At 70.6% G+C, this 21,882-nt stretch carries 17 protein-coding genes; 9 read left to right on the forward strand and 8 right to left on the reverse strand.

Translation table 11 applies throughout. The features are described 5' to 3' along the window. Positions 1-496: 496 nt before the first annotated feature. The 7 genes from ligA to CEK68_RS07985 all read left to right on the forward strand — a co-directional run bounded on the left by ligA (position 497) and on the right by CEK68_RS07985 (position 12,231). A complete protein-coding gene (ligA, locus tag CEK68_RS07955; protein ID WP_152239073.1) occupies positions 497-3,013 on the forward strand; it encodes an NAD-dependent DNA ligase LigA in 2,517 nt (838 codons plus the stop codon). An 11-nt stretch (positions 3,014-3,024) separates the two neighbouring features. Next, positions 3,025-3,495 (forward strand): GNAT family N-acetyltransferase, encoded by a 471-nt coding sequence (locus CEK68_RS07960; RefSeq protein ID WP_152239122.1) that lies wholly within the window; start codon positions 3,025-3,027, stop codon positions 3,493-3,495. Further along, positions 3,495-4,445 (forward strand): EF-P lysine aminoacylase EpmA, encoded by a 951-nt coding sequence (epmA, locus tag CEK68_RS07965; RefSeq protein WP_152239074.1) that lies wholly within the window; start codon positions 3,495-3,497, stop codon positions 4,443-4,445. Before CEK68_RS07960 ends, epmA begins: the two co-directional genes overlap by 1 nt. Positions 4,446-4,644: 199 nt before the next feature. After that, positions 4,645-5,289 carry a DUF3011 domain-containing protein gene (locus tag CEK68_RS07970; protein WP_152239123.1) on the forward strand — a complete coding sequence of 215 codons (645 nt, stop codon included), beginning with the start codon at positions 4,645-4,647 and terminating at the stop codon, positions 5,287-5,289. Between the two features lie 61 nt (positions 5,290-5,350). Continuing rightward, positions 5,351-6,415, forward strand: a complete 1,065-nt coding sequence (gene mtnA, locus CEK68_RS07975) for an S-methyl-5-thioribose-1-phosphate isomerase (protein WP_152239075.1) — start codon at positions 5,351-5,353, stop codon at positions 6,413-6,415. A 210-nt stretch (positions 6,416-6,625) separates the two neighbouring features. Then, positions 6,626-9,442, forward strand: coding sequence for a DNA gyrase subunit A (gene gyrA, locus CEK68_RS07980; RefSeq protein ID WP_152239076.1), 2,817 nt, complete (start codon positions 6,626-6,628; stop codon positions 9,440-9,442). 359 nt (positions 9,443-9,801) lie between these two features. After that, positions 9,802-12,231 (forward strand): membrane-bound PQQ-dependent dehydrogenase, glucose/quinate/shikimate family, encoded by a 2,430-nt coding sequence (locus tag CEK68_RS07985; RefSeq protein ID WP_152239077.1) that lies wholly within the window; start codon positions 9,802-9,804, stop codon positions 12,229-12,231. A 201-nt stretch (positions 12,232-12,432) separates the two neighbouring features. Here CEK68_RS07985 and CEK68_RS07990 read toward each other — a convergent pair whose 3' ends face one another. Beyond that, entirely contained in the window at positions 12,433-13,287 is an 855-nt protein-coding gene (locus CEK68_RS07990) for a hypothetical protein (RefSeq protein WP_152239078.1), read from the reverse strand. Between the two features lie 161 nt (positions 13,288-13,448). Here CEK68_RS07990 and CEK68_RS07995 point away from each other — a divergent pair, with 161 nt between their 5' ends. Both CEK68_RS07995 and CEK68_RS08000 read left to right on the forward strand, forming a co-directional pair. Then, positions 13,449-13,853, forward strand: coding sequence for a hypothetical protein (locus tag CEK68_RS07995; protein ID WP_148828293.1), 405 nt, complete (start codon positions 13,449-13,451; stop codon positions 13,851-13,853). A 77-nt stretch (positions 13,854-13,930) separates the two neighbouring features. Next, positions 13,931-14,419: a GNAT family N-acetyltransferase gene (locus tag CEK68_RS08000; RefSeq protein WP_152239079.1), complete on the forward strand. Its 489-nt coding sequence runs from the start codon at positions 13,931-13,933 to the stop codon at positions 14,417-14,419. A gap of 42 nt (positions 14,420-14,461) precedes the next feature. Here CEK68_RS08000 and CEK68_RS08005 read toward each other — a convergent pair whose 3' ends face one another. From CEK68_RS08005 to hutI, 7 genes are all read right to left on the reverse strand, one after another. Next, positions 14,462-15,088, reverse strand: a complete 627-nt coding sequence (locus tag CEK68_RS08005; RefSeq protein ID WP_152239080.1) for a TetR/AcrR family transcriptional regulator — start codon at positions 15,086-15,088, stop codon at positions 14,462-14,464. Beyond that, a complete protein-coding gene (locus CEK68_RS08010) occupies positions 15,088-15,345 on the reverse strand; it encodes an acyl-CoA-binding protein (protein WP_152239081.1) in 258 nt (85 codons plus the stop codon). The genes CEK68_RS08005 and CEK68_RS08010 overlap by 1 nt, the downstream gene beginning before the upstream one ends. A gap of 93 nt (positions 15,346-15,438) precedes the next feature. After that, positions 15,439-16,263: a hypothetical protein gene (locus tag CEK68_RS08015; protein WP_152239082.1), complete on the reverse strand. Its 825-nt coding sequence runs from the start codon at positions 16,261-16,263 to the stop codon at positions 15,439-15,441. Between the two features lie 140 nt (positions 16,264-16,403). Beyond that, positions 16,404-18,071, reverse strand: a complete 1,668-nt coding sequence (hutU, locus tag CEK68_RS08020; protein WP_152239083.1) for a urocanate hydratase — start codon at positions 18,069-18,071, stop codon at positions 16,404-16,406. 50 nt (positions 18,072-18,121) lie between these two features. Further along, the gene (gene hutG / locus CEK68_RS08025) at positions 18,122-18,985 is read right to left on the reverse strand and encodes an N-formylglutamate deformylase (protein WP_152239084.1); all 864 of its coding nucleotides are present in this window, start codon (positions 18,983-18,985) and stop codon (positions 18,122-18,124) included. A gap of 123 nt (positions 18,986-19,108) precedes the next feature. Further along, positions 19,109-20,647 carry a histidine ammonia-lyase gene (hutH, locus tag CEK68_RS08030; protein ID WP_152239085.1) on the reverse strand — a complete coding sequence of 513 codons (1,539 nt, stop codon included), beginning with the start codon at positions 20,645-20,647 and terminating at the stop codon, positions 19,109-19,111. After that, positions 20,644-21,846: an imidazolonepropionase gene (gene hutI / locus CEK68_RS08035; RefSeq protein ID WP_152239124.1), complete on the reverse strand. Its 1,203-nt coding sequence runs from the start codon at positions 21,844-21,846 to the stop codon at positions 20,644-20,646. The genes hutH and hutI overlap by 4 nt, the downstream gene beginning before the upstream one ends. Positions 21,847-21,882 lie beyond the last annotated feature (36 nt).

The raw sequence follows: 21,882 nt of genomic DNA on the forward strand, positions 1-21,882 counted from the left end.
TGCTCCGGCGACCCCTTACGTGTGGAAACACCACCAGCCTCTCCAATGACACCGCCTCCCCCCAGCCCGACGCCGTGCCGATGCGTGCATACATGAGCAGGAAGCACAGTGCCCTCGCGTCGCTCGGAGCGTCTTTCGCTTGCGCTGTTGGGCCCTCCCCTCGCCAGGTCTGCTCGCTCCGTACCCTCACCCCAACCCCTCTCCCGGCGGGAGAGGGGCTTTGGCCTCTCCCTTCTCCCCTCGGGACCATGGCCCCCTTCTTGGGGGGAAGGTGCCCCGCAGGGGCGGATGAGGGTACGACCGCCGCCGAAGCGAGAAGTCCGAGCTTCGGCTCTTGCGAATCCCCAATCCCAACTCGCCAATCTCGGTCGTCAAGCGAATCCCCACTCCCAACGCGCCAATGCCAGCCGTCAAGCCAATCCCCAATCCCGACTCCCCAATCCCAGCCTTCAAGCTACTATCGCCCCCCTCTCCGTTACCCCCATTTCCGCTGCGCATGACCGCAATTCCCGATCCCCAGCAGCGTGTCGCCGACTTGCGCCAGCGCATCGACGACGCCAATCACCGCTACTACGTGCTCGACGACAACGCCATTCCCGATGCCGAGTACGACGCGCTGATGCGCGAGTTGGAGGCCCTGGAAGCCGCGCACCCGGAGCTGGCCAGCGCGGACTCGCCGACGCGCAAGGTCGGTGCGCGGCCGGACGGCGGCTTTCCCGAAGTGCGCCACGCGATCCCGATGCTGTCGCTGGCCAATGCCTTCGAGACCCCCGGCGTGGCCGAGGACGCCGACGACCGCACACGCTTCGCCGAGGTCGCCGATTTCGAGCGCCGCATCGAGCGCGAACTCGAACTGGCCGCGCCGGTGTTCTCGGTGGAACCGAAGCTCGATGGCCTGGCGATCAGCCTGCGCTACGAGGACGGCGTGTTCGTGCAGGGCGCCACCCGTGGCGACGGCAGCACCGGCGAGGACGTCACCGCCAATCTGCGCCAGGTGCGTTCGGTGCCGCTGAAGCTGCGCGACCTCGGCGTGCCGCCGCCGGCGGTGCTGGAAGTGCGCGGCGAGATCTACATGCCGCGCGCCGCCTTCGCCGCGTGGAACGCGCAGGCGCTGGAGCGCAACGAAAAGCTGCTGGCCAACCCGCGCAATGGCGCCGCCGGCTCGCTGCGCCAGCTCGATCCGGCGGTGACCCGGCGCCGGCCGCTGGCGTTCTTCGCCTACTCGGTGGGCGAGGTCCGTGGCCTGGAACTGCCCGAAACCCATTCGCAGACGCTACAACTGCTGCGCGACTACGGCTTCCCCGTCGCCCCGGAGGCGGATACCGCTACCGGCTTCGATGGCCTGATCGCCTATTTCCGCCGCATCGGCGCCGCCCGCGATACCTTGCCGTACGACATCGACGGCGTGGTCTACAAGCTCGACGACTACGATCAGCAACAGGCGATGGGCTTCGTCTCGCGCGCGCCGCGCTGGGCGCTGGCGCACAAGTTCCCGGCGCAGGAACAGTCCACCGTGCTGCGCGCGATCGAGGTGCAGATCGGCCGCACCGGCGCGGTCACCCCGGTGGCGCGGCTGGAGCCGGTGCAGGTCGCTGGCGTCACCGTCACCAACGCCACCTTGCACAACGCCGACCAGATCGCGCGGCTGGACGTGCGCGAGGGCGATACCGTGATCGTGCGCCGCGCCGGCGACGTGATCCCGGAAGTGGTGCGGGTGATCGAGGAACGGCGTCCGCCCGGCACCGCGCCGTGGACGATGCCGGCGGCCTGCCCGGTGTGCGGTTCGGAACTGGTCAAGGAAGAGGACGCGGTGGCCTGGCGCTGCAGCGGCGGCCTGGCCTGCGCCGCGCAGCGCAAGGAAGCCGTGCGTCACTTCGCCTCGCGACGCGCCATGGACATCGAAGGTCTGGGCGAGCGCCAGGCCGATGCCCTGGTCGAATTCGGCTTCGTGCAGTCGCTGGCCGACCTGTACGCCTTGAGCGTGGAGGACCTGGTACGGATGAAGGCCGCGCTGGACGCGGCCACCGCCGTCGACCTGCTGCAGGCGGTGGAGGACAGCAAGGGCGCGCTGGCGCTGGACGCGGGCGGCCGCGCCGCGTTGGAGGACGAGGCCGCCCAGTGGCGGCGCGCCGACTTCCTGCGCGCACACCTGGCAGTGGACCTGGGGGGCAAGCTCGCGACCAAGTGGGCCGAGAATCTGGTCGCCGGCATCGACGCCAGCCGCGCCACCACGCTGCCACGTTTCCTGTTCGCGCTGGGCATTCCACACCTGGGCGAGACCACGGCCAAGGCGCTGGCCTACTGGCTGGGCTCGCTGGCGTTCGTGCGCAGCACCCCGGCGGTGCTGCTGCAGGCCTTGCCGGACATCGGCGGCGAGGTGGCGCGCTCGATCGCGACCTTCTTCGAGCAGCGCGGCAACGTTGCGGTGGTCGATGGCCTGATCAATGCCGGTATCGGCTTCTCCGACGAGGGCACGCCGCCGGCGGACTTGCGCGAGCGTTTGGACCTGGCGCATCTGCTTGGCACGCTGCCCGTGGACAAGCTCGGCGGCAAGAGTGCGCAGCGTCTGGCTGCTACCTACGGCAGCCTGGACGCGTTGCTGGGCGCCAACGAAAGCGGCTGGACCGGGGCCGGCCTGTCCACGGCCGGCGCCGCCAACCTGGCCGCTTACCTGGCCGATCCGGCACAGAAGCAGGCGCTGTTGGACGCCGAGGCGGCGATGCAACGCCTGCTCGATGCCGCGCCGGCGCAGACGCAGCGTCGCGCCGGCCCGCTGGATGGGCAGACCGTGGTGCTGACCGGCACCCTGACCGCGCTGACCCGCGACGAGGCCAAGGCGCAACTGGAGGCGCTGGGCGCCAAGGTCGCCGGCAGCGTGTCGAAGAAGACCGCGTTCGTGGTCGCCGGCGAGGCCGCCGGTTCCAAGCTCGACAAGGCGCAGGAGCTGGGCGTGGCGGTGTGGGACGAGGCGCAGTTGCTGGCGTTCCTGCAGTCGCAGGGGCAGGACGCATGAGCGGGCTCGGCATGAAGCAGGAAGAGTTGCGCTGGCGCACCGCCGGCGTGGCCGACCAGCCGGCCCTGCTGGCGATGCTACAGGCGTTCTACGCCGAGGACGGCATCGCCTTCGACGCCGAGCGGGTGACGCGCGGCCTGCAGGCGCTGCTGGCGCAGCCGGCGCTGGGCGAGGCGCTGCTGTGGCTGGCGCCGGACGACGCGGTCGTCGGGTATGCGCTGATCACCGCCTGCTTCAGCGTCGAACTGGGCGGGCGCTATCTGCTGCTCGACGAGTTGTATCTGGGCCCGGCTGCGCGCGGTCGCGGCTGGGGCCGGCAAGCGGTGGCGCTGGTCGAGGTGCGCGCCCGCGCGCTGGGCGTGGACGTGCTGCGGATGGAGGTCAATCACCACAACGCCGCCGCCAAGCGCCTGTACCTGGGCCTGGGCTATCGCGACGACGCGCGCGACCAGCTGAGCCGCCGGCTCGACACGGCGCCGTGATGGACCTGCTGTCCACCCTGCAATTGCGCGCCCGGCTCAATGCCGCCATCCGCGGCTTCTTCGCCGCGCGCGGCGTGCTGGAAGTGGAGACGCCGATGCTGTCGGCGGCCGGCAACACCGAGCCGAACATCGACAGCTTCCAGACCCGCTTCAGCGGCCACGTCGACGCAGGTCCGGCGCTGCGCTGGCTGCGCACCTCGCCCGAGTACCCGCTGAAGCGGCTGCTCGCCGCCGGCATCGGCGACTGCTACGAACTGGGGCGGGTGTTCCGCAACGGCGAGGCCGGCGGCCGCCACAATCCCGAGTTCACCATGCTCGAGTGGTACCGGGTCGGCTGGGATCACCGGCAACTGATCGAGGAAACCGTGGAGCTGGTCCGCACGGCGCTGGCGCTGGTCGGGCGCAGCGCCACGCTGCAGGTGCTCAGCTACCGCGAGCTGTTCCAGCAGGGGCTGGGCCTGGATCCATTCGCTGCGCCGTTGGAGGCGCTGCAGCAGCCGCTACGCGAGATCCGTATCGATGCCGACGGCCTGGGCCGCGACGACTGGCTGGACCTGCTGATGACCCATTGCCTGCAGCCGGCGTTCCCGGTCGACCGCCTCACCGTGGTCCACGACTGGCCGGCCAGCCAGTGCGCGCTGGCGCGCGTGCGCGAGGACGACCCGCCGGTGGCCGAGCGCTTCGAGCTGTACCTGGGCGGCTACGAAATGGCCAACGGCTACCACGAGCTCAACGATGCCGCCGAGCAGCGCCGGCGCTTCCTGCGCGACCATGCGCTGCGTCAGGCGCGCGGCGCGGTGCTGCCGCCGCTGGACGAGCGGCTGCTGCAGGCGCTGCCGGCCTTGCCCGACTGCGCCGGCGTCGCGGTCGGCGTGGACCGGCTGCTGATGGCGATGCGCGGCACCGCGCAGATCGGCGAGGTGCTCGCCTACGATTTCGCGCATGCCTGAACAGGCCGTCACGTGTTTTCGCGGCGCGTTGTTGCGTTGTCCACACCGATGATGGTTTGATCGGGCACGGCAAGCGCACGCTGCGCGCCAGCAGGTCTTCGTTGTTCAGGTTCTAGGCATAGGGGCAGAGCCAAGCATGAAGTGGGCGTACGGGCTCGGTGGCTGGTGTTGGCTGGGGTTGGCGGCAAGCGTGTGGCCGATGCCGTCGCCGGCGCAGGACACCGATGCGTACGATGCCGCGGTGGTCCGCTGCGAGTCGCGCGACATGACCTGGGTGCACTGTCCGATGTCCACCGACCAGGGGGTGCAACTGGTGCGGCAACTCTCCGACAACGACTGCATCCGTGGCAGCGAGTGGGGTTCCGACGCCACCGGCGTGTGGGTCACCCTCGGTTGTCGCGCCGAATTCCGTCCCAATCCGGTGGAAGCGCCGCGCAGCGCGATGCGCCGCGTGTTGCGCTGCGAGTCCGATGGTCGCCTTGAGAGTTGCCCGGTGATGCTGCGCGGGGCGCCGGTGCGGCTGATGCGGCAGTTGTCGTCGGTGCCATGCCGCGAGGAGCGCAACTGGGGCGTGCGCCGCAACGAGATCTGGGTCGCGCGCGGCTGCCGCGGCGAGTTCGAGATCGGCGCCGCCGACGGCTCCGGCTTCCCCGCCGGCCCGCGGCCGGTGCTGTGCGAATCCAAGGGCAAGGCGCGGCGCCGCTGCGGCGTCAGCGTGCAGGATCGTGTCGAACTGCGCCGGCAACTGTCCGGCGCGCCCTGCGTGCAGGACGACAGCTGGGGCTGGGATCGCGATGGTATCTGGGTGGACAAGGGCTGCCGCGCCGAGTTCAGCGTCAACTGAGCGCGCCGGTGCGGTGGCGCGGCGTCCTCAATCCGCAATCGCCGGCGTTTACAATGGCGCGATGAACGCCGCCCTCGATATCGATTACGCCCGCTACGACCATATCCGCCCGATCCTGTGGACCGGCGACGCGCTGGAGCTGCTGGACCAGCGCAAGCTGCCGTTCGCGGTCGAACACGTGCGCTGCACCGACAGCGACCAGGTCGCCGCGGCGATCCACGCCCTGGCCGTGCGCGGCGCGCCGGCGATAGGCATCGCTGCAGGCTGGGGCACGGTGCTGGCCGCGCGCGAGGTGCAGGCCGAGAACGGCGCCGAGGCGTTGCTGAAGCTGGAGCCGGCCCTGCAGCGGCTCAATGCCGCGCGCCCGACCGCGGTCAACCTGGCCTGGGCGCTGGCGCGCATGCGCGGCGCGCTGGGCGCGGCAGGCAGCGACTGGCCGTCCGTTCTGGAGCGCGAGGCGCAGGCGATCGCCGAAGAGGATCTGGCCGCCAACCGGCACATGGGCGCGCTCGGTGCCGGCCTGATCGTGCCGGGCAGCGGCGTGCTGACCCATTGCAACACCGGCTCGCTGGCCACCGCCGGCTTCGGTACCGCGCTGGGCGTGATCCGCGCCGGCGTCGCCCAGCAGCGCATCGCCAAGGTGTTCGCCGGCGAGACCCGGCCGTGGCTGCAGGGCGCGCGGCTGACCGTGTGGGAGCTGCAGCAGGACGGCATCGACGCGACCCTGATCGCCGATTCGGCGGCCTCGCACCTGATGAAGACCGGCGCGGTGCAGTGGGTGATCGTCGGCGCCGACCGCATCTGCGCCAATGGCGACACCGCCAACAAGATCGGCACCTACCAGCTGGCGATCGCCGCGCGCCACCATGGCGTCAAATTCATGGTGGTGGCGCCGTCTTCCACCGTGGACATGGACACCGCCGACGGCGCGCAGATCGAGATCGAGCAGCGCGATCCGGGCGAGCTGTTCGGCGTCGGCGGCACGCGCACCGTGGCCGACGGCATCGCCGCCTGGAACCCGGTGTTCGACGTGACTCCGGCGGACCTGATCGATGCCATCGTCACCGAGCGCGGGGTCATCGAGCAGCCGGACCCGGCGCGCATGCGCGCCGCGTTCGGCGGCTGAGTTCCAGGGAGCGCCGCCGCGCCCGGCAGAGGCGGCCGATGGCGCGCAAGTGCTTGTTCGCGCCGGCAAAAACCGGGCAATCGGGCGCCCGTCATGATAGAATCCGGCGGTTCGATCGACCGCCGTGCGCCCTAGGCGTGCGGCCGCGGCGGGCCCGCCTGTCGCGGGCCGGCGTGGTGGTCGATCCGCCACCAGACTTACGGAACCCGAATGGCAGAATCCGCCAAGGAAATCATCCAGGTCAACCTGGAAGACGAGATGCGCAAGAGCTACCTCGATTACGCCATGAGCGTGATCGTGGGGCGTGCCCTCCCGGATGCGCGCGACGGCCTCAAGCCGGTGCATCGCCGCGTGTTGTTCGCGATGAACGAGTTGGGCGCGCACAGCAACAAGCCCTACTACAAGTCGGCGCGTATCGTCGGCGACGTCATCGGTAAGTACCACCCGCACGGCGACCAGTCGGTGTACGACACCCTGGTGCGCATGGCGCAGCCGTTCTCGCTGCGCTACCTGATGGTGGACGGGCAGGGCAACTTCGGCTCGGTCGACGGCGATTCCGCGGCGGCGATGCGTTACACCGAGGCGCGCATGTCGCGGCTCGCGCACGAGATGATGGCCGACATCGACAAGGAAACCGTCGATTTCCAGCCCAACTACGACGAGAAGGAACAGGAACCGTCGGTGATGCCGACGCGCTTCCCGAGCCTGCTGGTCAACGGCTCGGCCGGCATCGCGGTGGGCATGGCCACCAACATCCCGCCGCACAACCTGACCGAGTCGATCAACGCTTGCCTCGCGCTGATCGACAATCCGCAGATCGACGTCGACGGGTTGATGGAGCACATCCCCGGCCCGGATTTCCCGACTGCCGGCATCATCAACGGCACCACCGGCATCGTCGCCGGCTATCGCACCGGCCGCGGCCGCGTGCGCATGCGCGCCAAGGCCGAGATCGAGATCCAGGACAACGGCCGCGAAGCGATCGTGGTCACCGAGATCCCGTACCAGGTCAACAAGGCGCGGCTGATCGAGAAGATCGCCGAACTGGTCAAGGAAAAGAAGCTCGAAGGCATCAGCGAGCTGCGCGACGAGTCCGACAAGGACGGCATGCGCATCTACATCGAGGTCAAGCGCGGCGAAGCCGCCGACGTGGTGCTGAACAACCTGTACCAGCAGACCCAGATGGAGTCGGTGTTCGGCATCAACATGGTGGCGCTGGTCGATGGCCGCCCGCAGCTGATGAACCTCAAGCAGATGCTGGAGGCCTTCGTCCGCCACCGCCGCGAAGTGGTCACCCGCCGCACCATCTTCGAACTGCGCAAGGCGCGCGCCCGCGCGCATATCCTCGAAGGTCTGACCGTCGCGCTCGCCAACATCGACGAGATGATCGAACTGATCAAGACCTCGGCGAACCCGAACGAAGCGCGCGAGCGCATGCTGGCAAAGACCTGGCAACCGGGCCTGGTCGGCGCGCTGCTCAACGCGGCCGGCGCCGAGGCCTCGCGCCCGGAAGACCTGCCCAGCGGCGTCGGCCTGGTCGGCGGCGGCTACCAGCTGACCGAAGTGCAGGCTACGCAGATCCTGGAAATGCGCCTGCACCGCCTGACCGGCCTGGAGCAGGAGCGCCTGACCGAGGAATACAAGCAGCTGCTGGACGCCATCGCCGGGCTGATCCGCATCCTGGAAAATCCGGACGTGCTGCTGCAGGTGATCCGCGAGGAACTGGTCAACATCCGCGAGGAATACGGCGACGCGCGCCGCACCGAGATCCGTCACAGCGAAGAGGACCTGGACATCCTCGACCTGATCGCGCCGGAAGACGTGGTCGTGACCCTGTCGCATGCCGGCTACGCCAAGCGCCAGCCGGTCAGCGCCTACCGCGCGCAGCGCCGCGGCGGTCGCGGCCGCAGCGCGGCGGCGACCAAGGAAGAGGATTTCATCGATCAGCTGTGGCTGGTCAACACCCACGACACGCTGCTGACCTTCACCAGCAGCGGCAAGGTGTTCTGGCTGCCCGTGCACCAGTTGCCCGAGGCCGGGCCGAACGCGCGCGGCCGCCCGATCGTCAACTGGATTCCGCTGGAGAACGGCGAGCGCGTGCAGGCGGTGCTGCCGGTACGCGAGTACGCCGAGGGCCGCTACGTGTTCTTCGCCACCCGCAACGGCATGGTCAAGAAGACCCCGCTGAGCGAGTTCGCGTTCCAGCGCAAGATCGGCAAGATCGCGATCAACCTGGACGAGGGCGATGCGCTGGTCGGCGTGGCGCTCACCGATGGCGATCGCGACGTGCTGCTGTTCGCCTCCAACGGCAAGACCGTGCGCTTCTCCGAACGGCCCAAGGACGACGAGGCCGATGATGCGGCCGTCGACGAGGCCGCTGCCGACGACGGCGCCGTGGCCGACGACGAGGCCGCGGGCGAGGAGGGCGACGACGTCCGTGGCGCGCGGCGCAAGAGCCGCGGCGGGGTCAAGCCGACTGGGCGCAGCAGCCGCGGCGTGCGCGGCATCCGCCTGGCCAAGAGCGAGTACGTGGTCAGCCTGATCGTGGCCGAGCCGGCCGTGGGCCAGGACGAGGACGCCGACGACGTCGACGCCGCAGCGGACACCGAGGTCGATGCCGAGGCGCGTAACGGCGACGAGGCCGATGCCTACATCCTCACCGCGACCGAGAACGGCTACGGCAAGCGCACCCCGCTGGGCGAGTATCCGCGCAAGGGCCGCGGCACCCAGGGCGTGATCGGCATCCAGACCAGCGAGCGCAACGGCAAGTTGGTCGGTGCGGTGCTGCTGAGCACCCGCGACGAAGTGCTGCTGATCTCCGACGGCGGCACCCTGGTGCGGACCCGTGCCTCGGAAATCTCCCGCGTCGGCCGCAACACCCAGGGCGTGACCTTGATCCGTCTGTCCAAGGGCGAGAAGCTGCAGGCGGTGGAACGCCTGGACGGCTCGCTGGTCGAGGAAGACGTGCTGCCGGGCGAGGACGGCGTCGCCGAAGGTACTGGCGAGGCTGCACCGCCGCAGGCGTGATCCGCTCCTGAGCGAACGACGACGCCGGCCTCGTGCCGGCGTCGTCGTTTTCGGGGCTTGCCACCGCGGCGAGGCGGATGATCTGCTGCGAGCGTATGCACGCGGCGCCAAGGCAGCCATTTGTACGGCCGCTGCGCCACACCGACTGCACATATCGTCGGGTCGTCGTCGCTCTCGACGACCCAGGCCGCGTGATGCCCAGGTCGATGCTGGATCACGAGGACGACAAGGTTGCGTGTCAGCGTGTGTCAGCAGGAAACGCGCGGCATTCACCGGCTGCCTGGGATAAGGATGCGCGGCGCGCATGCGCCGCTGCCACGGCGGATGTTCCGCGTGGCCGTGTCCTGCAAGGAGTGGCAATGAACGAATTCGAACGAACGCAGCGTCGCGGCGGCTGGCCGCTTCGGTTGCTCGGCGGCGTCTGCGTGCTGATCGGCGTGGTGCTGGCGATCGGTGGCGGCTGGCTGCTGGCGCTGGGCGGCTCCTGGTACTACCTGTTCGCCGGCCTCGGCCTGACGATCTCCGGCGTGCAACTGTGGCGCGCGCGGCGCAATGGTGCGCTGTGGTTTGCGGCGACCTTCCTGCTGTCGCTGCTGTGGGCGGCATGGGAGTCGGGCACCGATTACTGGCGCTGGGTGCCGCGCATGGGCCTGATGGTGTTCCTGGCGCTGCTGTTGGCGCTACTCCTGCCGCGGCTGGACCGGCCGTTCTCGCGCACGCTGTCGCGCACGCTCGCCGCGGTGCTGGCGCTGGTGTTCGTCGGCGCGTTCGCGCTGGCGTTCCTGCCGTACGGCGTGACCGAGGCCGACGGCACGCTGGCGCATGCGGCCGGCATGGCCGCGGCGCTGGCGACCCCGCGCACCGGCGCGCAGCCGGCCGACACGCCTGCCGATGCCGACTGGGCCGCCTACGGCCGCGACAACGCCGGCAGCCGCTACACGCCGCTGCGGCAGATCGCTCCGGACAACGTGGCGCAGTTGCGTACCGCCTGGACCTTCCGCACCGGCGACCTGCCGGACAAGCGCTGGGGCGCGGAGACCACGCCGCTGAAGATCGGCGACAGCCTGTACCTGTGCAGCGCACGCAATCAGCTGATCGCGCTGGATGCGCGCAGCGGCCGCGAGCGCTGGCGCTACGATCCCAAGGTGGCGGACAAGGCGATCCCGTATACCGCCGCCTGCCGCGGCGTCAGCTATTACGCGGTGCCCGACGCTCAGGCTACGGCGTCGACGGCCTGCCGCCAGCGCATCATCGAAGGCACCCTGGACGGACGCCTGATCGCGGTCGATGCGGCCGACGGCAAGCCCTGCGAGGACTTCGGCCAGCACGGCCAGGTCGACATCACCGTCGGCATGGGCTCCACGCCGCCGGGCTACGTCTCGATCAATTCGCCGCCGACCATCGTGCGCGGGGTCGTCGTCACCGGCCACCAGGTGCTGGACGGACAGAAGCGCTATGAACCGTCGGGCGTGATCCAGGGCTTCGATGCGGTGACCGGCGCGCTGCGCTGGGCCTGGGACATGACCCATCCGGACTGGACCGGCGCGCCGCCGCCGGGGCAGACCTGGACCCGTGGTACGCCCAACATGTGGACCAGCGCGGCCGGCGACGAGCAACTCGGCTACGTGTACCTGCCGATGGGCAATTCCTCGGCCGACTACTGGAGCAGTTCGCGCACCCCGCAGGAAGACCGCTATGCGACCTCGCTGGTCGCGCTGGACGTCACCACCGGCAAGCCGGTGTGGAATTTCCAGACCACCCACATCGACGTGTGGGACTACGACCTGGGTTCGCAGCCGACGTTGCTGGATTTCCCGCACGACGGCACCACCGTGCCGGCGGTGCTGCTGCCGAGCAAGCAGGGCGAGCTGTACGTGCTCGACCGGCGCACCGGCAAGCCGCTGGTCGGGGTCGAGGAACGCGCGGTGCCGGGCGGCGGTGTGGAGCCGCAGCGCCGCGCCAGGACCCAGCCGTTCTCGCTGTACCACTCGCTGCGCAAGCGCGACCTGACCGAGCGCGACATGTGGGGCATGACCCCGATCGACCAACTGGTGTGCCGCATCCAGTTCCGCAGCGCCAGCTACAAGGGCATCTACACGCCGCCGGAAGCCGATCGCCATTCGATCGAGTACCCCGGCTACAACGGCGGCTCGGACTGGGGCAGCGTGGCGGTGGATCCGCAGCGTGGGTTGATCGTCGCCAACTACAACGACATGCCCAACTACAACCTGCTGGTGCCGCGGGCCAAGGCCGACAAGCTGGGCTGGGCGCCGCGCGACCAGGTGCGCGGCGACAGCGGCGGCGCCGAGGGCGCCGGCGATCCGCAGGCCGGCACGCCGTACGCGGTCAACGTCAACGCCGGCTGGCGCCTGCCGTTCACCGGGCTGCTGTGCAAGCAGCCGCCGTACGGCGGCATCCGTGCGATCGACCTGGCCAGCGGCAAGACTCTGTGGGACCGTCCGTTCGGCAGCGCGCGCGGCAATGGCCCGTTCGGCATCCACTCCGGCTTGCCGATCGAGATCGGCACGCCCAACAACGGCGGCGCCGTGGTCAGCGCCAGCGGGCTGATCTTCATCGCTGCGGCGACCGACGGCCTGATCCGCGCGATCGACCTGGCCAGCGGCAAGACCCTGTGGCAGGCCAAGCTGCCGGCCGGTGGCCAGGCCACGCCGGTGGTGTATGCGGTCGACGGGCGCGAGTACCTGGTCATCGTCGCCGCCGGCCATCACTTCATGGAGACCAAGCGCGGCGACTACGTGATCGCCTATGCGCTACCGCCGGCAGGCTGATGCGGGCCGTCGCTGCGAGGTCGCGATGCGGCGTCGCGGCGGCGGGACGGGGGGATGCGGGAAGGGCGTGATTGGCCTCCTGCCGCCGACCACGCCGGTCGCCTCGCGGTGTGTCCAATCACGGGTATGCGATGCGTCGTAGCAGCGGCTGAAGCCGCCCCTACGAAAAAACATCGCGATACGCTCAGCTTACGCCGGCGTCTACTCCAACTGGTCGCGCGCAAACCCCGCGTCCAGCGCTTCCATCGCATCGCGCGGCTTGAGCTTGGCGGCCTTCTCGAACGCCGCGGCGGCGTCCTCTTCGCGCTTGTCGCCGTACAGCAACAGCAGCACGTTGGCGTGTTCGACGTGGGCGATCGGCGCATCCGGCACCAGTTTCAGCGCCTGCTGGATATGCTGTTCGGCGGTGGCCGCCTTCGCCCCGTAGGTCAGGCCGCCGATCATCGCGCCGACCTTGCCGATGATCTCGGCGTGGTACAGGGCCAGCGCCATGTGCGCCTCGGCATGCTTGGGCTCCAGCTCCAGGGCCGCTTCCAGCGAGGCGCGCACCTTGCTGGCGATGCCCTGCTTGAGCGCCTTGACGATGCTCAATCCCTGGCTGTAGCGGCCCAGCGCGAAGGCGTGGCGGTAGTGGCTGTTGGCCTCGTCCGGCAGCGCGGCGATCGCCGCCTCGGCCAGCGTCGCCGCCTGCTGCAGCCGCTGCAACTGCTCTTTTTCGTCCTCGACCAGATAGCCGGCGTGGATGCCGATCGCCTTGACCGCGACCGAGGCGCCGAACACGCCCAGCGCCTTGCCGGCCTCGTAGGCCTGCTGGAACTGCCCCTGGTGGAACGTCCGCCAGGCCTCGATCAGCGCGGCCGACAGGGTCTGCGCGTCGTGGCCCTTGCCGGCCTTGCCGGCTGCGTCGAGCAGGGCCTGCGCGCGTGCCGGGTCCGGATAGGGTTCGCGGTCGCCAGCGTGCAGCTTGGGCCACGCTTTCTTCAGCGCCTCGCCGGCGTAGGCGTAGGCCTTGGCGTCGTACGGAAACGGCGCCCACGCGCCCGATTTTGCTGCCATGTGGATCTCCCTGTGCGGCGCCGGGCCACGGCGTCCGCGCCGAGCATGGCGCCGCTGCCGGCGCGTGGCAAGGGTAGGGCGCCGATAGTGTGTTTGCTCAAGCGGCCGGCGCCAGCATGGTGCGCATCGGGGCCACTGCCGGCCTCTCTGGAGATCCTGCGATGGCGACCAAGAAGCGTTCCACTTCCGCGCTGCGGCCGGACCGGCTGAACCCGCGGCACCTGTGGCTGGCCGGGCTGGGCGTGGTCGCGCTGACCCGCAAGCGCGCGCTGGCCGCCGCCGCCGATGCCGCGCAGGGCGCGGCGACGCTCAAGGCGCTGGCCACGCAACTGGCCGACGAGGCCGAGAGTAGCGTGCGCGAGGGCGCGGCGGCGCTGCGTGGTCAGGTGCAGCCGTTGAGCGCCGAGGTCGAGGCGCGCCTGCAGCCGGTGCTGGTCAAGCTGGGGTTGCAGGCGCGTCCGCAGTCGCGCAAGCGCGCCGCGACGGGCAAGCGCGGCGCCAAGCCGGCGGCGGCCAAGCGCAGCCCGGCCAAGCGTGTGACTGGCCGTCGTCGCGCTGGCGCCTGACCCGGCGCCTCCGCACGCATGGCGGCCGGCCACGCTCGGGCATACTCGCCGGCCACGACCTGACGAGAGACGGCACCATGCAGATCCGGCCCGCCACGCTTGACGATGCCGAGGCGATGGTCGCGGTGCAGGACGCGATCTTCGCGGCCGGCCTGCGCAAGGCGCCGACCGATCTGGCAACGGTGCGCGCGACCTACCTGCAGCATCCCGATCGTCTCCAGTGCGTGCTGGCCGAGGACGCCGACGGGCGTGTCCTCGGCTTCCAGTCGCTGCGCATCGCGCGTCCCGGCAATGCCTACGACGTGGCCGAGGGCTGGGGCATCATCGGCACCCACGTCGACCCGCGCGCGGCGCGCCGTGGGGTCGGCAGCGCGCTGTTCCGGGCCACCTGTACGGCCGCGCGCAGCGCCGGGCTGGCGCAGATCGACGCCAGCATCGCCGCCGACAATGCGCTCGGGCAGGCGTACTACGAGGCCATCGGCTTTCGCACCTACCGCACCCCGCCGGGCCTGGTCTGCAAGGTCTACCGGCTCGACGGGCCAGCCGCGCAGGCCGCCGCCGACTGAGCGGCACCGCCCCGCCTGTGCTTGCGCGCAGGGCAGGGCGCTTCAATCCAGATAGGCGTCCATCAACGCGGCCAGGTGCGCGCGTTCGGCGTCGCGCAGGAACGGCGCGATCAGTTGCATCACCTGCACGATGCCGTGGCGGATCGCCACTCGCTCGTCCTTTTCGCCGCGCGCGGCCGCATAGTTGAGCCAGAACGTGGCCACCACCAGCACGTTGGTGGCCACGCCGCTTCTTTCCTGGGCGCTGGCGCGCATCGCGCCGGTCTGCGCCAGTCCCTCGAACACCGCCTGCACGCTGGCGTCGGCACGGCGCAGGATGCGCGCGAAGCGCAGGCGCAGGCGCCGGCTGCGGCTGAGGATCTCGACCAGGTCGCGGTACAGGAAGCGGTAGTCCCAGATGCACTCGAACACCAGGTGCAACTGCAGCCAGATATCCTCCAGCCCCGGCAGGCGCGCGCTCGGCAGCGCCAGCGCCGTGTCCATGCGCTCCTCGTAGCGCGCGAACAGGTGCTCGATGATGTCGTCCTTGTTGCGGAAGTGGTAGTACAGGTTGCCGGGGCTGATCTCCAGCTCGTCGGCGATGTGGTTGGTGGTGACGTGCGGCTCGCCCTGCGCGTTGAACATCGCCAGGGCGGTCTCGAGGATGCGCCGCCGGGTGTCGCGGGCCATCAGGCCAGCAGCTTCTTCACCAGGTCCACGTATTTCTTCTGCGCGTCCGCCTGCGGCACGCCCTTGAGCTTGGCCCAGGCCTCGTACTTGGCGGTGCCGACGAAGTCGAAGAAGCCCGGCTTGGCGCCGCTGACGTCGCCCTCCGAGCCTTGCTTGTACAGCGCGTACAGCCGCAACAGGGTGTCGTTGTCGGGGCGCTCGGCCCGCTGCTTGATGTCCTGGACCGCTTTCTCGAAGGCCGCCTTGCTGTCTGCCATGATCCCGCTCCGCCCTGACCGGCAGGCATCACAGCACGGGCGGGAGGCCGGGTCAACGCGGGCCGCGGCCGGTGGCCGGCGCGGACGTCGCGGTTACAGCATCGACAGTGCGTCGGCCTGGCGGCTGTCGGCGACGCGTTCGTGCGCATGCGCGGCCTCTTCGTGGGCGGCCTGCGCCTGCCGCGCCAGCGAGGCCTTGGCCGCGATGGAACGGATCGCATCGGTGACTTCGGCCAGCGGCACCTGCGTGCTGAGCCGCTGGAAGGTGTCGCGGCTGTTGTAGCCGGAACCGTCGCGCAGGTACTGCTCGTACATGGTCAGCAGTTCGGTGCAGGCGGCGGTGAGGGTTTCCATGTTGTTGCGTGCCAGCGCATGGCCGACCTGGTCCAGGTTGTGCAGGCAGTCGGAGAGCCAGTGCAGGTCGTAGCGCGCGCTGGCCGGCTCCGGGCCGTTGTGGCCGCGGCTGTAGGCGCTGTAGCGGCGAATGCTGCGCGCCACGCGGGCGACGTGGGCGAGCAGGGTGCCGACTTCGTCGGCGATGTCGATCTGCGCCAGGGCGATGGTCGATGGCGGCGCGGCCGGGGGAACCGCCGGTGCCGGCCCCGGCTTCGGGGGGGCGGGCGAAGGCGCCGCGGCCGGTGCGGCGTTGGCGGACGCCGCCGCTGCGGGCGCTGCCTCGTATTCGTAGGTCGCGCGCAGGCGCTCGTGGTCCTGGCGCAGCGTTTCCAGTTCCTGCGCGCTGGCGGCGGCCTGCGCCTTCAGTTGGCTCAGCGCCGCCTGATACCGCGCGATCGTCTCCTTCGCAGTCGCGTCGCGCCGATAGGCATGCCCCAGACGCTGGAACAAGCCATGCGCGAACGCTGTGGCAACGGCAGCCCACAGCGCCACGGCAGGAGTGAGGTAGATCAGGATGCCCATGCAGGCTCCTTGAAACGATGCATCCCTTGTCGGCGCGGCTCGGCCGAACTTGAGGCTGTATCGTGCGAGGGGTGACGCAGTTCCGCTTTGCCGCGTCGTGCGCCCGCCCGCCGCGCGCAGGCGGCGGACGGGCGCCGGCCTCAGCGCAGGATGCCGGGCAGGTCCAGGTGCTTGTCGCGGGCGCAGTCGAGGGCGATGGCATACCCCGCATCGGCATGACGCATGACGCCGGTCGCGGGGTCGTTCCACAGCACCCGGGCGATGCGCTTGGCCGCCGCCTCGGTGCCGTCGCAGACGATGACCATGCCGGCGTGTTGCGAGAAACCCATGCCGACGCCGCCGCCGTGATGCAGCGAGACCCAGGTGGCGCCGCTGGCAGTGTTGAGCAGGGCGTTGAGCAGCGGCCAGTCGGAGACGGCGTCGGAGCCGTCGGCCATGGCCTCGGTCTCGCGGTTCGGCGAGGCGACGCTGCCGCTGTCCAGGTGGTCGCGGCCGATCACCACCGGCGCCTTCAGTTCGCCGTTTGCGACCATCTCGTTGAACGCCAGCCCCAGGCGGTCGCGGTCGCCCAGGCCGACCCAGCAGATCCGCGCCGGCAGGCCCTGGAACCGGATCTTCTCGGCGGCCATGTCCAGCCAGCGGTGCAGGTGCGGGTTGTCGGGAATCAGTTCCTTGACCTTGGCGTCGGTCCTGGCGATGTCCTCCGGGTCGCCGCTCAGCGCGGCCCAGCGGAACGGGCCGACGCCGCGGCAGAACAGCGGGCGGATGTAGGCGGGGACGAAGCCCGGGAAGTCGAAGGCATTGGCCACGCCTTCCTCCAGCGCCATCTGCCGCAGGTTGTTGCCGTAGTCCACGGTCGGCACGCCCAGGGCGTGGAAACCGAGCATGGCGCGGATGTGGTTGGCCATCGAGGCACGCGCGGCCTGTTCCACCTCCTTCGGTGCGGAGACGCGCTTGGCGTCCCACTGCTCGACCGTCCAGCCCTGCGGCAGGTAGCCGTTGACCGGGTCGTGCGCGGAGGTCTGGTCGGTCAGCAGGTCCGGCTTGATCCCGCGCGCCAGCAGTTCGGACAGCACGTCGGCGACGTTGCCGAGCAGGCCGACCGAGCGCGGCGTCTTCGTCGCGCAGGCTTCGGCGATCAGGCGCAGCGCCTCGTCCAGCGAGTCGGTCCAGGTATCCAGGTAGCCGGTGCGCAGGCGCATGTCGATGCTGCTCTTGCGGCACTCCACCGCCAGGCACGAGGCGCCGGCCATCACCGCGGCCAGCGGCTGCGCGCCGCCCATGCCGCCGAGGCCGCCGGTGAACAGCCACTTGCCGGACAGGTCGCCGCCGTAGTGTTGCCGGCCCATTTCGACGAAGGTCTCGTAGGTGCCCTGGACGATGCCCTGCGCGCCGATGTAGATCCAGCTGCCGGCGGTCATCTGGCCGTACATGGCCAGGCCCTTCTTATCGAGTTCGTTGAAGTGGTCCCAGTTGGCCCAGCGCGGCACCAGGTTGGAGTTGGCGATCAGCACCCGCGGCGCGTCGGCATGGGTGCGGAACACGCCGACCGGCTTGCCCGACTGCACCAGCAGGGTCTGGTCGTCGTCCAGGCGCTTGAGCGTCTCGACGATGGCGTCGAAGCTCTCCCAGTCGCGCGCGGCGCGGCCGATGCCGCCGTACACCACCAGTTCCTGCGGGCGCTCGGCCACGTCCGGGTGCAGGTTGTTCATCAGCATCCGCAGCGGCGCTTCGGTCAGCCAGCTCTTGGCGGTGAGGGTGCTGCCGGTGGGCGCTTGGATGGTGCGGGTGGCGTCGAGGCGGGTCATGCGGGAATCCTCAGGTGGATGCGCGGAAGGCGGAACGCGGTGCGCGCGCGTCAGTTGGCGGCGCGGGCGGATGCGGCGGGGCTGCGGACGAAGTCGAGGCAGGCCTGCAGCACCTGCTGCAGCACCGCGCGCAGCGGCGCGGCGTATTCGGGTTGCCACGGCGAGGGCCAGTTGCCGGGGTCGACCGTGTCGGGCTCGTGCATGTAGCCGCGGCAGGCCAGTTCCATCTGGATCGCGTGCACGCCGTCGGCCGGCGCACCGTGGTGGCGGGTGCTCCAGCCGCCCTTGAAGCGACCGTTGCGCACGTGGCTGAAGCCGCTGCCGGCGCAGACGCGTTCGACCGCATCGGTCAGCGCTGCCGCGCAACTGCTGTCCACCGCGCCGGAGGCACCGGCGCTGCCAATGTTGAACTGCGGCAGTTCGCCGTCGAACAGGTGCGGAATGCGCGAGCGGATCGAATGCGCGTCGTACACCACGATGGCCGGGTGCAGGGCGCGCAGGCGCGCGATCTCCGCGTCCAGTGCGGCGTGGTAGGGCGTGAACCAGCGCGTGCGGCGCGCGTCGATCTCGTCCGCGTCGGGTTCGGCCCCGGGCCGGTACAGCGGCTGCGCATCGAAGGTGGTCAGCGGGCACAGCCCGGTGGTGTTCTGCCCGGGATACAGCGACACCCCGGCCGGGTCGCGGTTGACGTCGATCACCGAGCGCGAGATCGCGGTGCGCACGGTGGTCGCGCCCAGCGCGTTGGCGACGTCGTACAGCAGGTGCACCCACCAGTCGGCATCGCGCTGCGCCAGCCATGGCGAGACGAAACGGTCGGTCAGCGCCTCCGGCAGGTCGGTGCCGGTGTGCGGGAAGCTGAGGATCAGCGGCGCATCGCCGCGGTGCACAGTGAGCCAGTCGGGCAGGGATGTCATACGGCCTCGCGTTGTGCTGTTCTGTGGAAGCGGCTTCAGCCGCGAACGGGGCATTACCTGGTAAAGCCCGGTCGCGGCTGATCCCAAAAAGGGGCAGGGCTGCTCTACGACGGGTGCTTCAGATCAGACGCTAACCTCGGGCAGCCGCATCCCCACCGCCGCGGCCAGCGCGCCGTCGCGCACCAGCGCGGTGGCGGCCAGCATGTCCGGATGGAAATAGCGATCGTCCTGCAGCGCCGGGACGCGGACGCGCAGCAGCGCGCGCGCCGCTTCCAGGGCGGCGCTGGAGCGCAGCGGCGCGTGGAAGTCGCAGCCCTGCGCAGCCGCCAGCAGTTCGATGCCGACCACGTTGGCCGCGTTCTCGGCCATCGCCAGCAGGCGGCGCGCGCCGTGCGCGGCCATCGACACATGGTCTTCCTGGTTGGCCGAGGTCGGGATCGAATCGACGCTGGCCGGATACGCGCGCTGCTTGTTCTCCGACACCAGCGCCGCGGCGGTCACCTGCGGGATCATGAAGCCGGAGTTGAGGCCGGGCTTGGGCGTCAGGAACGCCGGCAATCCGGACAGCGCCGGATCCACCAGCATGGCGACGCGGCGCTCGCTGATCGAGCCGATCTCGCACACCGCCAGCGCCAGCATGTCGGCGGCGAAGGCCACCGGCTCGGCGTGGAAGTTGCCGCCGGACAGCGCTTCGCCGGTGTCGCTGAACACCAGCGGGTTGTCCGACACGCCGTTGGCTTCGGTGGCCAGGGTGGTGGCGGCCTGGCGCATCACGTCCAGCGCCGCGCCCATCACCTGCGGCTGGCAGCGCAGGCAGTACGGGTCCTGCACGCGCACGTCGTTGTCGCGGTGCGAATCGCGGATCGCCGAGGCGTGCATCAAATCGCGCAGCGCCGCGGCGGTGGCGATCTGCCCGGGCTGGCCGCGCAGCGCGTGGATGCGCGGATCGAACGGGGTGTCCGAGCCTTTCGCGGCCTCGGTGGACAGCGCGCCGGCGACCAGCGCGGCATGGAACACGCGCTCGATCTCGAACAGCCCGGCCAGCGCGTAGGCGGTGGAGAACTGGGTGCCGTTGAGCAGGGCCAGGCCCTCCTTGGCGCCCAGCGTCAGCGGCTGCAGCCCGGCCTGGGCCAGCGCCTGCGCCGCCGGCAGGCGTGCGTCGCCGACGAAGGCCTCGCCGACGCCGAGCATCACCGTGGCCAGGTGCGCCAGCGGCGCCAGGTCGCCGGAGGCGCCGACCGAGCCCTGGCACGGCACCACCGGGATCACCTCGTGGCGCAGCAGCGCTTCCAGCAGCGCCAGCGTCTGCGGCTGCACGCCGGAGGCGCCCTGGGCCAGGCTGGCCAGCTTCAACGCCATCATCAGCCGCACCACCGGCACCGGCATCGGCGCGCCGACCCCGGCCGCGTGCGACAGCACGATGTTGCGCTGCAGGGCCTCCAGGTCTTCGCGCTCGATGCGCACGCTGGCCAGCTTGCCGAAGCCGGTGTTGATGCCGTACACCGGCGCGCCGGTGGCGACGATCGCCTCCACGGTGCGCGCGCTGCGCAGCACCGCGTCGGCGCAGGCCGGGTCCAGGCGCACGCTGGCGCCGCGGTACACGGCGCGCCACTGCGCCAGGCTGACCGCGCCGGGGCGCAGCAGGATCTCGTCGTCGCTCATTGTCCTCTCCAGATACGCGCATGCAGCGGGTTGAAGCCCATGCGATAGACCAATTCGGCCGGTTCGGCGATGTCCCAGATCGCCAGGTCGCAGGCCAGCCCGGCGCGCAGCCGGCCGACCTGATCCTGGCGCCTGAGCGCGCGCGCCGCCTCGCGGGTGAAGCCGGCGATGCATTCGGCCACGGTCAGCCGGAACAGCGTCGCCGCCAGATTCATCGCCAGCAGCGGGCTGGTCAGCGGCGAGGTGCCGGGGTTGCAGTCGGTGGCCAGCGCACGCGGCACGCCGGCGGCGCGCAGTGCGGCGATCGGCGGCAGCTGGGTGTCGCGGGTGAAATAGAACGCGCCCGGCAGCAGCACCGCGACGGTGCCGGCCGCGGCCATGGCGGCGACACCGGCGTCGTCCAGGTATTCGACATGGTCGGCCGAGCGCGCGCCGTAACGCGCGGCCAGCGCCGCGCCGCCCTGGTTGGACAGCTGTTCGGCGTGGATCTTCAGCGCCAGGCCATGGCGTTGCGCGGCCTGGAACACCTGCTCGGTCTGCGCCGGGGTGAACGCCAGGTGCTCGCAGAACACGTCCACCGCCTCGGCCAGGCCCTGCGCGGCGACCGCCGGGATCATGCGCTCGCAGACCTCGTCGATATAGGCCTGGGCCTCGGCGCCGGGCGGCACCGCGTGCGCGCCGAGGAAGGTCGGCGACACGTCCACCGGGCGCAGCTCGCCCAGGCGCCGCGCCACGCGCAGCAGGCGCAGTTCGTCGTCCAGGGTCAGGCCGTAGCCGGACTTGATCTCCACCGTGGTCACGCCCTCGGCCAGCAGCGCGTCCAGTCGCGGCAGGCTGGCGGCGAGCAGGGCGTCCTCGTCGGCGGCGCGGGTGGCGCGCACCGTGGAGACGATACCGCCGCCGGCGCGGGCGATGTCGGCGTAGCTGGCGCCGAGCAGGCGCTGCTCGAACTCGCCGGCGCGGTTGCCGGCATAGACCAGGTGGGTGTGGCAATCGATCAGGCCGGGGCCGATCCAGCGCCCGCCGCAGTCGATGCTGCGCTGCGCCGACAGCGGGCCGGGCAACTGCGCGGCGGCGCCGGCGTAGACGATGCGGCCGTCGCGGCAGGCCACCACGCCGTCGTGGACCAGCCCCAGGCCGCCGTCCTCGGCGTCCAGCGTCATCAGGTGCGCGTTGTGCCAGAGCGTGTCGCAGGGCATGGTCACGGGCAGGCTCGTCGGTTATTTTGTATATAC

The organism is Xanthomonas sp. LMG 12461 (genome assembly GCF_009192935.1).
Classification (GTDB): Bacteria; Pseudomonadota; Gammaproteobacteria; order Xanthomonadales; family Xanthomonadaceae; genus Xanthomonas_A; species Xanthomonas_A sontii.